Source organism: Xenorhabdus japonica (assembly GCF_900115195.1).
Taxonomy (GTDB): Bacteria; Pseudomonadota; Gammaproteobacteria; order Enterobacterales; family Enterobacteriaceae; genus Xenorhabdus; species Xenorhabdus japonica.
This window is the reverse complement of sequence record NZ_FOVO01000032.1, coordinates 24,823-38,500: the sequence shown is the minus strand read 5'-3', so window position 1 is coordinate 38,500 and position 13,678 is coordinate 24,823. Positions and strand designations below refer to the sequence as shown.

Here is a 13,678-nt window from a genome sequence, read left to right as displayed (position 1 = left end):
ACACGAGATTACAAAACACCGAATGAGTTATTTAAAGGAATACCCACTCATTTACTTCGTTCATTACGGTGTTGCGCTTAATATGTGAATCCAAGTGGATTAAAAAATGAGCATGTAATACCAAGCTTAGAAAATAATTAGGGAGATGATTTCTCCTAATTGTACATAATGGAAATTAACTAAAATATTATAGCCACTTAGAAACGCCGCCGTGGCGAGAGCAGGCCCCTTTGCGGGATTTACTCTTGCAGTTTGGAGTATAGTTTTGAATGTTATGATTGAAAATTTAACATAGAGAGTATTTCTATTTTTATAGATAACGTATTTGTATTTTCTTTTTAAAACAAGTGATTATTTTTGAGATATTATAGCTATATATTTATATATGTTTAAAAAGTCACAATCATTACAGGTGGTTCCCGTGGCATCGGCAAGGCCACGGCACGTTGTTTGGCAACGCAGGGACATCATATCTGTATTGGTTATCGTAACCGTGAAGATAAAGCTTATGAAGTGGTGAATATGATCCGCGCTCTTGGGCGGTCAGCTATTGCGGTTCAGGTCGATATAGCGGATGAAGAACAATTGCTGTCTGATGAATCATCGTATGTTACCGGCAATTTCATTGACTTAGCGGGTGGAAAATAGGCCATAGGGTTTGAAATACCGTTTTGAATAACGCAGCCTTTAATATTGGGAACATTAAAAGCCGGAATTCTGCTTAATATTTTCCGGCTAATTGATGGAAGGTTATTTTTTAATGACAATGCTTTTAAGCCAGCATTTCCATCAACTTAGGCTTAAGAATAATCTTGCCGGGTTCCATTTCAATGTTAATAGGCTGCTCGACTAAGTTGCTGATGGTTAGCCAATCTCCTGCAATATAAAGTTCACCATTTTCACGAATACTATCGATTCCTTCGTATGGGTTATCTTCGACTTCATTGATCAAACTGACTAAGTCTGCGTTGGGATCAACGAGAGAGATAATAACGCCATTGGAAAATTGTGAGATATGAAATAATTCATTCGCGGTAAATCCAGCATCACTGAGTGTACTGCCATTCAGTATTAATTCTGGGATACCAATGTCAGTCTGGCGAAATGAAACATGAAGGCTCATTTGTACGTTCCTTGTGTTATTGGGATATACAGCGATACTCTATCAGCACTTCGCCCACACTGCACCGCGAATTCATACGTGTTTTTCATCTGTATCGCATTCATTGGTTAAGAATCGATGTCTACCCTAGCGGTTAGTTGGCTAATATGCCATCGGTAATGTTACTCTTTGCGAAGCAACTCGCAAAAAATAACTGGATATTTATCCATTTTGAAATACCTATCTAAAATTCGAGTAAGTAAGAACTTGGTGAATATTTATGTGATTTTCTGGATTATCAAATATATGGATTACTCAATAGTTAAATAATGTTGTTATTTTTATAATTAATAAATTTCATATGGTTACCTTTATATTTATATTAATTAATCTGATTGTAATCATACTGTCATGTTTATGACATAAATTGGTCATATTATTGTCATTTACTTCTTCGCTAATATCCTATTTCATTTATTTAATGAATTTAAATATCCTTGCTTTATGACAGGTAATGAAAATATAAATTTTTCGTATAATTTGCTCTGTTTTTATAATGTTATTGTGTGTTTTGTGTAATTGAGAGATTAAGATGATTTTTTATGAAAATGGTTTTAATTATAAGAGAAAATAGCTTACTACCACAGAGAGTCATACACTATGCTAAAACGTAAATATTTAACTCAATCTGAAATTGAGCAACTATTGGCTGAATTAGAAGAAGGTGCTAATGCAGAGCGTAATGTCTGCATGCTTTTTATGGGTTTTATTCATGGTTTTCGCGTTTCTGAACTGTTGGGACTGCGTATGTCTGATGTGGATCTGCGTGATCGGAGCTTGAGCGTTAATCGTTTGAAAAATGGTTTTTCCACTATCCATCCCATGGTTTCCCGGGAAATTCAATTATTGCGTAAATGGTTGAGTGTGCGCAAAAAACTTGAAAGGTTCGGCAAAAGTGAATGGTTGTTTATTTCTAGAACTGGTGAGCCTTTATCACGGCAACAGTTTTATAAGATCATTAAGAATACAAGCATCAAGGCAGAAATTGCGATTTGCGCGAATCCGCACATGTTGCGTCATTCTTGTGGTTATGCGTTAGCGGATAATGGTGTCGATACTCGATTGATTCAAGACTATTTAGGTCATCGTAATATTCGTCATACAGTCAGGTATACCGCGAGTAACGCGGGGCGTTTTGATGGAATTTGGCGGGCAAGAGGAAAGCGAAAAAGGGCTACATTTAGTACCAAACTGTTAACTTCAATGAATTGCTATACTTTAAACTAGCGCTATTTTCTATTTTGCAAAGAAATATTTCCCAACTCTATGATGAATAAGATTAATGCTGCCTGATTGATTTCCACAAAGTTTTTGTAAGTTCTATTGCTTTCCTTCCGCTATATTATCAGTTATTCCCATCTATAATGCTCATTTCCATATCGAAAGGTAAATGTTCCATTTTGTTTGAAAACTATAGATTAATTTCATTAAAAATTAATCTTTTACAGTTTAATCTAAAGGAGTTAACAGTTTGGTACTAAATGTTAACTTTTAAGTCGGGAAGATGTGCTATCAATTAGATAGATTTGGGATTATTTTATTTGAGTTGTTTGGATGATGGTATTTATTAGTTAACCCGAATTTTGGATAAGGAATTGACGAGTAGCCTGTTCCGGGAGTCGTGTTTTGGTGTGCACCGAAACAGCTCCGGGGAGGAACAGGCCATGGACAAATTAGTTGAAGTTTTCTGTAATGTCGATGATTTTTGCCACTTTTTTATCCCACAGTGGACACAATTTTGTCTTGATAATGGATACCGTCTGCGCCGTAGGCAAGGCCATATGTATCCCAGTGAAATCATGACCATCCTGATCCTCTTCCACATGTCGTATTATCGTGATTTTAAACATTTTTATCTGGAGCAGATTTGAAAATATCATCATCACGATTTTCCAACCTTGCTCAGTTATACTCGTTTCGTCAGTATCGCGCATGTTTTTGGTGATCGCAGCAGGAAAACATTAGACAAGTTGCTTGCCCTCTTATCACCTTTTAATATTCTGTTTTACTGTACGGATGATTATGTGGTTTATGACAATCTTCCAGAAGAAAACCACCTTACTGGAAAGACGTTTACCCAACGTATAGAGAGAACTAATTTAACTCATCGCACTCGAATCAAAAGGCTGAACCGCAAAACGATAGGTTACTCTAAATCAGAGGAGATGCACGATAAAGTGATAGGCACTGTTATTGAGCGTGAACACTATTTTAATGCCAGTATAACTATTTAATACACGACCGACAAACAGGCTAGCACAGATGATACATTCACAAGTGTGGTCGGTACATTTTGCTCTTTTCTGTTTCTTACAGCTGTCAACAACAGATAGTCTGGTTTATCAGTGTCAAATGCAATTTCGGGTATGGAACTCAAGATCTACCTCCGAGCCTGTACCTGATGCTACAGATTCGCTACCTTTAATTGGATATACCCATCGTCATTGAAGATGGGTATATCCAAGGAAACTCATTAGAGTAGATGGGTGATTGTATGACTGACACAAAAGGAAAAAACGGATGAGTGACTGAAAAATCCTCACCCGTTCTTATCGGCTATTTAGCCAGATATTTCTCGATACTGTTTTGAATCCCAGCTGCATCAAGTCCCAAATCAGCATGAAGCTCTTTTTGGGTTCCTTGCGGTATAAAGTAATCTGGTAAACCAAGATTCAAGATGGGAACTGATAATTTTTCTTGCATCAGCAGTTCGTTAACACCACTGCCTGCACCGCCCATAATGGCGTTTTCTTCTAAAGTCACCAGCAGCTCATGGCTGGCAGCCATTTCCAGTATGAGTTCTTTATCCAATGGTTTGACAAAGCGCATATCCACAACGGTTGCATTCAGGGTTTCAGCCGCTTCTTGTGCATAGGATAACAATGTCCCAAAGTTAAGGATCGCAATGCGTTCACCTTGGCGTCGGGTTATACCCTTGCCGATTGGCAATGTTTCCAGTGATTGGAGTTCAGCCCCCGTTCCTGTACCACGAGGGTAACGGACAGCAGTAGGTCCTTCCTGATAGTGATGCCCAGTATGCAACATCTGGCGGCATTCATTTTCATCACTGGGGGCCATAATCACCATATTCGGGATACAACGAAGGAAGGAAAGATCGAATGCTCCTTGATGGGTCTGACCATCTGCACCAACGATGCCGCCACGGTCGATAGCAAACAGGACTGGCAGTTTTTGGATGGCAACATCGTGGATCAACTGATCATAAGCGCGTTGCAGGAAGGTGGAGTAAATAGCGACGATGGGCTTGTAGCCACCGATAGCCAGACCTGCCGCAAAAGTGACGGAATGCTGTTCGGCAATTGCGACGTCAAAATATTGCTCAGGATACTCGCGAGAGAAACGCACCATACCTGAACCTTCCCGCATGGCTGGAGTGATTGCCATCAGTTTTTTGTCTCTGGCTGCGGCTTCACACAGCCAGTCACCGAAGATTTTGGAAAATGTCGGGCGAGTTTCTTCATTTTTTGGCAAGGAACCTGTTGCAGGATCAAATTTGGGAACAGCATGCCAACTGATGGGATCTTTTTCCGCCGGAGCATAACCACGACCTTTTTTAGTCATGATATGCAGGAATTGTGGCCCTTTCAGCTCTCGCATATTTTTCAGGGTTTGGGTCAACGCCAGTACATCATGACCATCAACAGGCCCTATGTAGTTGAATCCAAGCTCTTCGAACAGCGTTCCGGGAACAACCATGCCTTTGAGGTGTTCTTCTGTCTTTTTCAATAACTCTTTGAGAGGTGGCAGGTTGGAAAAAACTTTTTTGCCACCCTCACGCAGGGTTGTATACAGTTTGCCTGACAGTAATTGTGCCAGATGGTTATTCAACGCTCCCACGTTTTCAGAAATAGACATTTCATTGTCATTGAGAATAACCAACATATCGGGATCGATATCACCGGCATGGTTCATGGCTTCGAAAGCCATGCCCGCAGTAATAGCACCGTCTCCAATGACACACACCGTTTTGCGGCCTTTGTTTTCATGTTTAGCAGCAATTGCCATTCCCAGACCAGCGCTGATTGAGGTGGATGAGTGACCAACACACAAGGTGTCATATTCACTTTCCTCTCGCCACGGGAACGGATGAAGACCATTTTTTTGGCGAATGGTATCAATGCGATCACGACGTCCGGTCAAAATTTTGTGTGGGTAGGCCTGATGACCAACATCCCAGACTAAATTGTCAAAAGGGGTTTTATAAACATAGTGGAGTGCGATGGTTAATTCGATAGCGCCAAGGCCGGAAGCGAAGTGACCACTGGAGCGGCTGACACTGTTCAATAGAAATTGGCGCAGTTCATCGCATAACTTTGGCAAAGTGTCTTTAGGTAGCAGGCGAAGCTCTTCTGGAGTTTCCGCCAATGCCAATGTTGGATATTTCGCTATATCAATGCTCATGCTATGCCTGTATAAAATGCTATACCCGTTAGAAGTTGAATATTAAGAACCCTGTGATTATCCGTGTGTAATTTTTGGGTTCACCCCATGAGGCGTTTTTTATTGATTATTGGGTTTTTATATAATTAATGACCATATTAATAGGTGATTAATATGGCCTATGTTTTAGCTGTTTCTCTCAATGATAAAACCAGCCAGTTTTTTTAAGGTTGTGGTGTTATAAGACTGTTTTTCCAGTTCAGTGAGGGCCGTGAGCGCTTCTTCATACAGCGTCTGGGCTTTTTTCTTAGCTTGTTCCAAACCTAATAATGCTGGATAAGTGCTTTTTCCAAGCTGCTGATCATTGCCCTGACGTTTGCCGATAACTTCAGTATTACCAATAACACCCAAAATATCATCGTGTACCTGAAACGCCAGGCCGATAGATTGGGCATATTGTTCCAGTAAAAGGAGTGCTTCTCGACCACGCTGTCCTGCGCTGTAAGCTCCCAATCGGACGGCTGCTCGTATTAATGCGCCTGTTTTATGGCGATGAATTTGTTCCAACAAGGCAAGATCGATTTGTTTACCTTCTGCCTCCAAATCCAGTGACTGCCCACCACACATACCGGCAAAACCACTGGCATTTGCCAATTCCGCGACCATAGCAAGACGATCGGATAAGGCAACATTTGGCATATCATATTTTGCCAGAATCTCAAAGGCCAGAGATTGTAATGCATCACCGGCTAAAATAGCCTGACTTTCACCAAATTTGATGTGGCAGGTGGGTTGCCCACGACGTAAATCGTCGTTATCCATTGCGGGTAAATCATCATGGATCAAGGAATAAGCATGGATGCACTCTAATGCGAGGGCGGCGGCATCAAGACTCTTTTTGGGGAGACCAAACATTTCTCCCACGCTGTAAACTAAAAATGGGCGCAGCCGTTTTCCACCCAGCACGGCACCATGCTGCATTGCAGTGCCTAATGGGCTGTTTAAAAAAGGCAATGAAACAAATATTGCCATCAGCTTGTCATTTACATGTTGCTGACAAGCACGCAGTTTTTTTTCAAAAGACGGCTCTTCAAAGGATTGCTCTTCAAAAGGAGCATCATGTTGTTCAGACATAAATTTACTCAGCATCGGACGGAAATTCATCAAGTGGCGATTGTGCATCATGATTCAATAGAATTTGCACTCGTTGCTCTGCCTGCTGAAGCGTTTTCTGGCCCTGTCTTGCAAGTTGAATACCGCGTTCAAATTCATTCAACGCATCTTCTAACGGGAGTTCCCCGGATTCCAGCCGAATAACAATTTGTTCCAGCTCTTTGAGAGATGTTTCGAATACTGGCATTTGTTCGGTTTCTGATGTGTGATTTGCTTTAGACATAATGATTTAACATATGGTTATTTAACGAATTACAGCAAAGCAAGTTCGTTACAGAATTGCAGAGTACCCTACTACACCAAGAAAAATAAATCATGTATTACCACTGTTTTTTTACAGGTGATATAGCCAGATGGTGTTATACTCTGCGCCCTATCCAACTGAACACTTAAGAACAATCATTGATATTGTTTGTGATAGTTCAACATTGAATGACTACTATATCTTACTATGAAGTTTATCATTAAATTATTTCCAGAAATTACGATCAAGAGCCAGACTGTCCGGTTACGTTTTATTAAAATTCTTGCCAGCAATATCCGTAATGTGCTGAAAACATTCGGAGAGGGCATTGCTGTTGTTCGCCATTGGGATAATATCGAAGTTCGGGTTAAGAATGATAACCTCAGCACAGAAATTTGTGACGCACTGACACGTATTCCGGGTATTCACCATATCCTGCAAGTAGAAGAGCGAGATTTTTGTGATCTGCATCATATCTTTGAACAAACCTACGAAACGTATGGCCATTTACTGCATGGGAAAACATTTTGTGTTCGTGTAAAGCGTCGCGGTAAACATAATTTTACATCCAATGAAGTCGAACGCTATGTTGGTGGCGGACTCAACCAGCATATTGAATCAGCTAAAGTAAAACTGACCCAGCCTGATGTAACTGTGAATCTGGAAGTTGATCAGGATAAGTTGATTCTGGTTAAAGCTCGTTATGAAGGAATTGGCGGTTTCCCTATTGGTACGCAGGAAGATGTGCTGTCACTGATTTCCGGTGGATTTGATTCCGGTGTTTCCAGTTACATGTTGATGCGTCGTGGCTGTCGTGTGCACTACTGTTTCTTTAATCTTGGTGGCTCTGCCCATGAAATTGGCGTGAAGCAGGTTGCCCATTATTTGTGGAATCGTTTTGGTAGTTCGCATAAAGTCCGCTTTGTTGCTGTCGATTTTGAACCAGTCGTGGCTGAGATTCTGGAAAAAGTTGATGACGGTCAGATGGGGGTTGTGCTGAAAAGAATGATGGTCAGGGCGGCTTCCAAGATTGCAGAACGCTACGGTGTGCAGGCGATCGTAACCGGTGAGGCCTTGGGTCAGGTATCCAGCCAGACGTTGACTAACTTAAGGTTGATCGATAATGCATCAGATACGTTGATCCTCCGTCCCCTGATTTCTCATGATAAAGAGCATATTATCAAGCTGGCTCGTGAGATTGGCACCGAAGATTTTGCCCGCACTATGCCAGAATTTTGTGGTGTTATATCAAAAAGTCCAACAGTGAAAGCCGTTAAAGCCAAAATTGAAGAAGAAGAAAATAATTTTGACTTTGAGATTTTGGAACAGGTAATTAGTGAAGCCCAGAATATGGATATCCGCCAAATTGCAGAACAGACCAGTGAGCAAGTGGTGGAAGTGGAAATGGTATCAGCACTTTTCTCTAATGATGTTCTATTGGATATCCGTTCCCCAGACGAACAGGATGATCGTCCGTTAAATATGGATGGCATTGAAATTCACTCATTGCCTTTCTATAAACTGGGCACTCAGTTTGGTGATCTACCGAAAGGAAAAACTTATCTTCTGTATTGTGAGCGTGGCGTGATGAGTCGTTTACAGGCACTTTATCTGCGTGAACAAGGCTTTGACAATGTGAAGGTGTATCGGCCTTAACTTGCAGTCAATTAATTTGTAAACAGGATACACGGCTGTTTATGGAAATTAGTCTGATAGGCAGCCTATGTATTCCACCTTTAGCTTTCAAGTTGCTCCTTTATGGGTCGGGGCCGTAACTTGAAAGCTATCGGGTATATTGCAGAGAGATAATTACTGGAAATTTTGGTAATTATTAATACCGGGCGGTAAAACAAGTTGAGCGGCAATTTCTGTTGCTTTCTCTTTTCCCTTCAACAATTCAATCAGTTTCAAGGCGAAGTCAAAAGCAGTGGCAGGCTCTTGGCTAGTCAGTAAGTTAACTCTTTCATCAAAATAAACGCGTTTATCAATCCATTTTTCTGGCGCAATCTTATCCTGCATGCTGGGATAGCCAGTCATATTTCCAACAGGGAAAAGTTGATGATATTCCAACACAATTGCAGGAGATGCACAGATTGCCGCAATGATTTTCCCCTGACTTTGTGCGATTCGAATTTTTTCTACAACCAATAAACTGTCACGAAAACACTCTGCACCTTTTATTCCTCCCGGCAGAATAATGGCATCAAAATTTTCGTCAACGATATCAACCAAAGGAACATCTGCAACGATTTTTACACCGCGTGAGCAGGTCAATGTTAGAGAGCCATCAGCTTCCGCACTGGCTACAGTAACATCCACTCCTGCCCGGACAAGTAAATCAATAGTAGTGACAGCCTCGATTTCTTCACTGCCGTGAGCCAGGCAAATAAGGGCTGAGACGTTCATATTCTTCCTCCTTACGTTTGATGTAATGATAAATAGCGGTATTTTCTGTGATTGGTAAACCGTGGGTACGGGCTCGGCGCATTAAAAAACCGGTAATGTAGTCTATCTCTGTATGTCGCTGTGCCCGTATATCTTGCAGCATGGAGGAGTAATTTTCAGCGGTTTGCTCAATCACGTTCATGACATAATTAATCAGGTTTTTTTTGGTTGTATGGATACCATCATGCTCCATAACCTCATGAATTTCATCACATAATATTTTAATTTGTGTATGGTGATGCTGTAAATCACCATTTTTGCAATCATGGATGACTGTGAGTGGATTAATGACACAATTGACAGCAAGTTTCATCCAACTAATGGCATGTATTTCATTGTGCCATGCCACATCAGGCAGGGCGCGATGTAAAACATCTGCCAGATTACTGAGTTTGGCAGCATTGGCTGTTATGGCTCCAATGTGGGTTATACCTTGTGACTTGTGGTAAACAATACCATTTTTTCTATAGGCTCCATGAGTGGTCACGCCAAGTAAAATAGGATTGGGCAAAGGAGCGAACTCTTCTTGGATTCCCATCCCATTATGTAATAACAGAATTGGGCAATGAGGGGATAGTTTGTCGGCAAGATGGTTAATCGCGTCAGAAACTTGCCATGCTTTTAAACAAACAAGGAGTAACTCGCTTTCAGCGAGGTGTTTCTCGTCGTTGGCAGGAAATTGCTGATTAAATATCTGGCCATTAAAATTTTCGATCTGGACGGAAATAACTGGCTGTGGAACTCTTAGCCATCCCTGAACACTATGATTTTGTTTGGATAAAGCAGCAAACCACAGTTTACCTATAGCGCCACAGCCAAGAACGGTGATTTTCATATTTCTTCCTTGAGGAACGCTTTCATGGGGAACCTCGGCTCGTTATTTAACGCTACTTGCTCTCAAGATAGGATAATTTCAAAAAGATCGTTGAGCTTCCCGAGTATAGAGCTTTTGCCAATAATGGAAAGCGGTTATCATGCCGGCTTATTGATTAGCAGGAGGTGACGGGTCATGCCATCATTTGATATTGTTTCAGAAGTTGATATGCAGGAAGTGCGTAATGCAGTAGAAAACGCACAAAGAGAATTAACCAATCGTTGGGATTTCCGCAACGTCAACGCGAGTTTTGAATTAAACGAAAAGAATGAATCGGTCAAAATTGCCAGTGAATCTGATTTTCAGGTGAACCAATTAGTTGATATTCTGCGTGAAAAATTTGCTAAACGCGGAATTGATGGTTCCGTACTCAACGTTCCTGAAAATATGGTTCATAACGGTAAAACACACAGTGTGGAAGCGACTTTTCTGCAAGGTATTGATACACCATTGGCGAAAAAGATTGTGAAGCTGATTAAGGACAGTAAGCTGAAAGTACAGGCTCAGATTCAAGGTGAGCAAGTACGGGTAACAGGCAAGGCACGTGATGATCTGCAAAGTGTCATTGCATTGGTTCGCGGTGCAGAATTGGGACAACCTTTCCAGTTTACTAATTTCCGTGATTAATTTCCGTCTTGAATAAAATAAATATGTTATTTTGAACTAATTAAATAACAAAAGGGAAGCCGAGCAATTTCAATAATGACTAGTGCTTCCCTTAATTATCACCATAAAATAAACTTCATTATTTATATTAAGAATAATGTATGATTTTTTTACAAAGTGAGTTTAATAATAAATATTAGTCAAACCGCCTCTGAAATCTAATCTTAATATAGTACCTTGATGCGTAAGTAAGTCGTACTTTGATACGAAAATAGCACTTTGATATGAAAATAATACGGTGCTTGGTCATGCTTATCATACACCGTATTTTTCTGTTATAAGTTTCGCATTGTCACAAATACAGCATGTTATTCATGGGATAATACAAGTTGTTCTAATTGTTCGCGATTGGTCAGTTTGGTATCAACTTTAATATATGCACTGAACTCTTTTGGTGCGATAACGACATCTTTTACGCCGGCTTGCGCCAATATTTTTTTCTCCAAAACCTCAGGGTTACTTAGTTGCTCTGGCAAAATGAGCCTGATACTGCTGACGTATGGAGGTTGCCGTAATGTCAGGCTGATAATAAACCAGAGTGTAGTCAGTGCGATGCCTCCCATAAAGACAAGTGATGCACCTTGTAATTCGTAAAGCATTCCCCCAAGACTGCCTCCCAAAGCAACACCAAGGAATTGGCTGGTAGAGTAAACGCCCATGGCAGTGCCTTTGTAACCCGCAGGTGCTTCTTTGCTGATGAGTGAAGGCAAAATAGCTTCCATGATGTTAAACGCAAGGAAGAAAATTTGAATGCCTGCAAAGATCCCCCAAAGATGCGATCCCTGAGACCATAAAACGGCTTCAGCAATGAATAGCATGCCTATACACAGTAAAAACACCTGCTTCATGCGACGTTTTGTTTCTGCATAGATAATGAAAGGCAGAACGGCGACAAAAGAGATGAGTGTGGTAATTAAATACACTTTCCAGTGTTGCTGTGGAGGAAAGCCCACTTTCTCCATAATAAGGGGAAGGGCAACAAAGCTCGACATCAATAAGGTATGCAAGCAGAGAATACCAAAATTGAGTTTTAGTAGTTGAGGATCTGAGAGTACACGTTTGAAGCTGTTGCGTGCGATTCCTGATTCACGGTTTAACGAATGCTTGTGTGTGTTTGGTACAGCCAACAGTGTGATAAATATCCCGCAGCCAGCAAGGATTGTAATTGCCCAAAATAGGCCATTTAAGCCAATTTGGTGGGTGATAATAGGACCAACAACAATTGCAGAAGCAAATGTAATGCCGAAGCTAATGCCGATAAATGCCATTGCTTTTGTTCGGTTTTGCTCACGAGTCAAGTCTGAAAGTAATGCCATGATAGCGGCGGATATAGCTCCTGTGCCTTGTAAGGCTCGCCCGATAATAATCCCCCAAATAGAGTCGCTTAAGGCGGCAATAATGCTGCCTAAAACAAAAATGAGAAGCCCACCGATGATTAAAGGTTTTCTGCCAATTTTGTCTGAAAGAAGCCCAAATGGGATCTGGAATATTGCCTGAGTTAAACCGTAGATGCCAATGGCAATTCCGATAAGAGCTTCAGTGGCATCACGTAATTCTAAGCCATAGGTTGTCAGAACAGGTAAGACCATGAACATGCCTAACATGCGCAGAGAGAAAACGGAACCTAAGCCCCATGTCGCTCGAAGTTCAAGCGGAGTCATTTTATTATCGTTCATGGATACCTCAAAAGATCTGATATGACATTTCACTTAGGTGAGAGCAAACGAGCAAGCAGTGTTTGTAACCGAATAAGTTGTCATTAAATAAAGAGATAAAGGAAAGGAAAAAGATGACAGGGTTTACCCTGTCATCTAAATATTACCAGACGTAAGTCAGTAGGTTTTCTGGAGATGCTGATGAATCTACAGACATCATGACGCTTAATGACATGATAGCGACGATAGAAAACAGAAATAACCTACGGGCCCAAATACGGTCATCAGAGGTTTTATAACCTGATAATGCCATACCTAGCCACCAGATACTTACTGCGGTAGATACGATGAGGTATTTATAACCCGCATAACCACTGATGGTCAGCATCAAAGTGGCAACCATAAAAGCCAGAATATATAGAGTGATGTGATTTTTCGCGACGGAAATACCTTTGATCACTGGTAATACTGGGATGTTAGCCGCTTGATAATCTTTGAACCGAAAAATAGCAATGGCGTAAGAGTGGGGCATTTGCCACAAGCTGAAGATCAACAACAAGATCAACGCACCTGTATCAAAATGTCCCGCTACTGCACAATAACCAATCACGGGAGGTGCTGCACCTGACAAGCTACCAACCAGCGTGCCATAAACAGATTTTCTTTTCATGTAGAGGCTATAAACCCCAACATAAATGATAAACCCGATGAGAGCTAACTGCATTGCTAAGGCATTGGCTGCTACATAGAGCAGCACCATGCCAGCAATACCTAACACTGAGGCATAAATCAGGCTGATTTTCGGATTGATAAGCCCTTTTACAAGGACCCTTTCTTTCGTTCTTTCCATGATACGGTCGATATCGCGGTCGATATAGTTGTTAAATACACAACCTGATGCGACTACCAGCGATACCCCAACCATCGTTGCAAAGAACAAGGGGTAATCTATTACGCCCTTGGAAGCGAGTAGAAAACCACCAATCACAGAAATTAGATTTCCGAAAATAATTCCTGGTTTGGTCACTTGCAGGTATTGCTTAATCATTCAAATCAAC

At 41.1% G+C, this 13,678-nt stretch carries 12 protein-coding genes and 2 pseudogenes; 6 read left to right on the top strand and 8 right to left on the bottom strand.

All coding sequences use genetic code 11. The annotated features are described in order from the left end of the window. The first annotated feature begins 402 nt into the window (after positions 1 to 402). Entirely contained in the window at positions 403 to 648 is a 246-nt protein-coding gene (locus BM135_RS12360; protein ID WP_092520016.1) for an SDR family NAD(P)-dependent oxidoreductase, read from the top strand. A gap of 124 nt (positions 649 to 772) precedes the next feature. Here BM135_RS12360 and BM135_RS12355 read toward each other — a convergent pair whose 3' ends face one another. Beyond that, a complete protein-coding gene (locus tag BM135_RS12355; RefSeq protein WP_092520015.1) occupies positions 773 to 1,123 on the bottom strand; it encodes a SymE family type I addiction module toxin in 351 nt (116 codons plus the stop codon). 639 nt (positions 1,124 to 1,762) lie between these two features. On the opposite strand from BM135_RS12355, the gene BM135_RS12350 reads away from it, so the two are divergent. From BM135_RS12350 to BM135_RS17040, 3 genes and pseudogenes are all read left to right on the top strand, one after another. Then, positions 1,763 to 2,389, top strand: a complete 627-nt coding sequence (locus BM135_RS12350; protein WP_092520014.1) for a tyrosine-type DNA invertase — start codon at positions 1,763 to 1,765, stop codon at positions 2,387 to 2,389. A gap of 437 nt (positions 2,390 to 2,826) precedes the next feature. Next, positions 2,827 to 3,093: pseudogene (locus tag BM135_RS17045) on the top strand (IS982 family transposase); the annotation flags it as partial. Further along, positions 3,088 to 3,396, top strand: a pseudogene (locus tag BM135_RS17040) (IS1 family transposase); the annotation flags it as partial. The pseudogenes BM135_RS17045 and BM135_RS17040, both read left to right, overlap by 6 nt. 322 nt (positions 3,397 to 3,718) lie before the next feature. On the opposite strand, the gene dxs reads toward BM135_RS17040, so the two are convergent. From dxs to xseB, 3 genes are all read right to left on the bottom strand, one after another. Beyond that, a complete protein-coding gene (gene dxs / locus BM135_RS12340; RefSeq protein ID WP_092520013.1) occupies positions 3,719 to 5,584 on the bottom strand; it encodes a 1-deoxy-D-xylulose-5-phosphate synthase in 1,866 nt (621 codons plus the stop codon). Between the two features lie 165 nt (positions 5,585 to 5,749). Then, entirely contained in the window at positions 5,750 to 6,697 is a 948-nt protein-coding gene (gene ispA, locus BM135_RS12335; RefSeq protein ID WP_092520017.1) for a (2E,6E)-farnesyl diphosphate synthase, read from the bottom strand. Between the two features lie 4 nt (positions 6,698 to 6,701). Then, positions 6,702 to 6,959 carry an exodeoxyribonuclease VII small subunit gene (gene xseB, locus BM135_RS12330; RefSeq protein ID WP_092520012.1) on the bottom strand — a complete coding sequence of 86 codons (258 nt, stop codon included), beginning with the start codon at positions 6,957 to 6,959 and terminating at the stop codon, positions 6,702 to 6,704. Positions 6,960 to 7,187: 228 nt separating this feature from the next. Between xseB and thiI the strand changes: the two genes are divergently transcribed. Then, complete coding sequence (thiI, locus tag BM135_RS12325) at positions 7,188 to 8,636, top strand: tRNA uracil 4-sulfurtransferase ThiI (RefSeq protein WP_092520011.1); 1,449 nt, start codon at positions 7,188 to 7,190, stop codon at positions 8,634 to 8,636. A gap of 153 nt (positions 8,637 to 8,789) precedes the next feature. Here the strand turns inward: thiI and yajL are convergent, their stop codons facing one another. Together yajL and panE are read right to left on the bottom strand one after the other, a co-directional pair. Continuing rightward, the gene (gene yajL / locus BM135_RS12320) at positions 8,790 to 9,386 is read right to left on the bottom strand and encodes a protein deglycase YajL (RefSeq protein WP_092520010.1); all 597 of its coding nucleotides are present in this window, start codon (positions 9,384 to 9,386) and stop codon (positions 8,790 to 8,792) included. Next, a complete protein-coding gene (panE, locus tag BM135_RS12315) occupies positions 9,346 to 10,260 on the bottom strand; it encodes a 2-dehydropantoate 2-reductase (RefSeq protein ID WP_092520009.1) in 915 nt (304 codons plus the stop codon). Before panE ends, yajL begins: the two co-directional genes overlap by 41 nt. A gap of 174 nt (positions 10,261 to 10,434) precedes the next feature. Between panE and BM135_RS12310 the strand changes: the two genes are divergently transcribed. Continuing rightward, positions 10,435 to 10,926, top strand: a complete 492-nt coding sequence (locus BM135_RS12310; RefSeq protein ID WP_092520008.1) for a YajQ family cyclic di-GMP-binding protein — start codon at positions 10,435 to 10,437, stop codon at positions 10,924 to 10,926. A 347-nt stretch (positions 10,927 to 11,273) separates the two neighbouring features. On the opposite strand, the gene BM135_RS12305 is transcribed toward BM135_RS12310, so the two are convergent. Continuing rightward, complete coding sequence (locus BM135_RS12305; protein WP_092520007.1) at positions 11,274 to 12,641, bottom strand: MFS transporter; 1,368 nt, start codon at positions 12,639 to 12,641, stop codon at positions 11,274 to 11,276. 142 nt (positions 12,642 to 12,783) lie between these two features. Further along, complete coding sequence (gene cyoE, locus BM135_RS12300; RefSeq protein ID WP_092520006.1) at positions 12,784 to 13,668, bottom strand: heme o synthase; 885 nt, start codon at positions 13,666 to 13,668, stop codon at positions 12,784 to 12,786. Between the last annotated feature and the right edge of the window lie 10 nt (positions 13,669 to 13,678).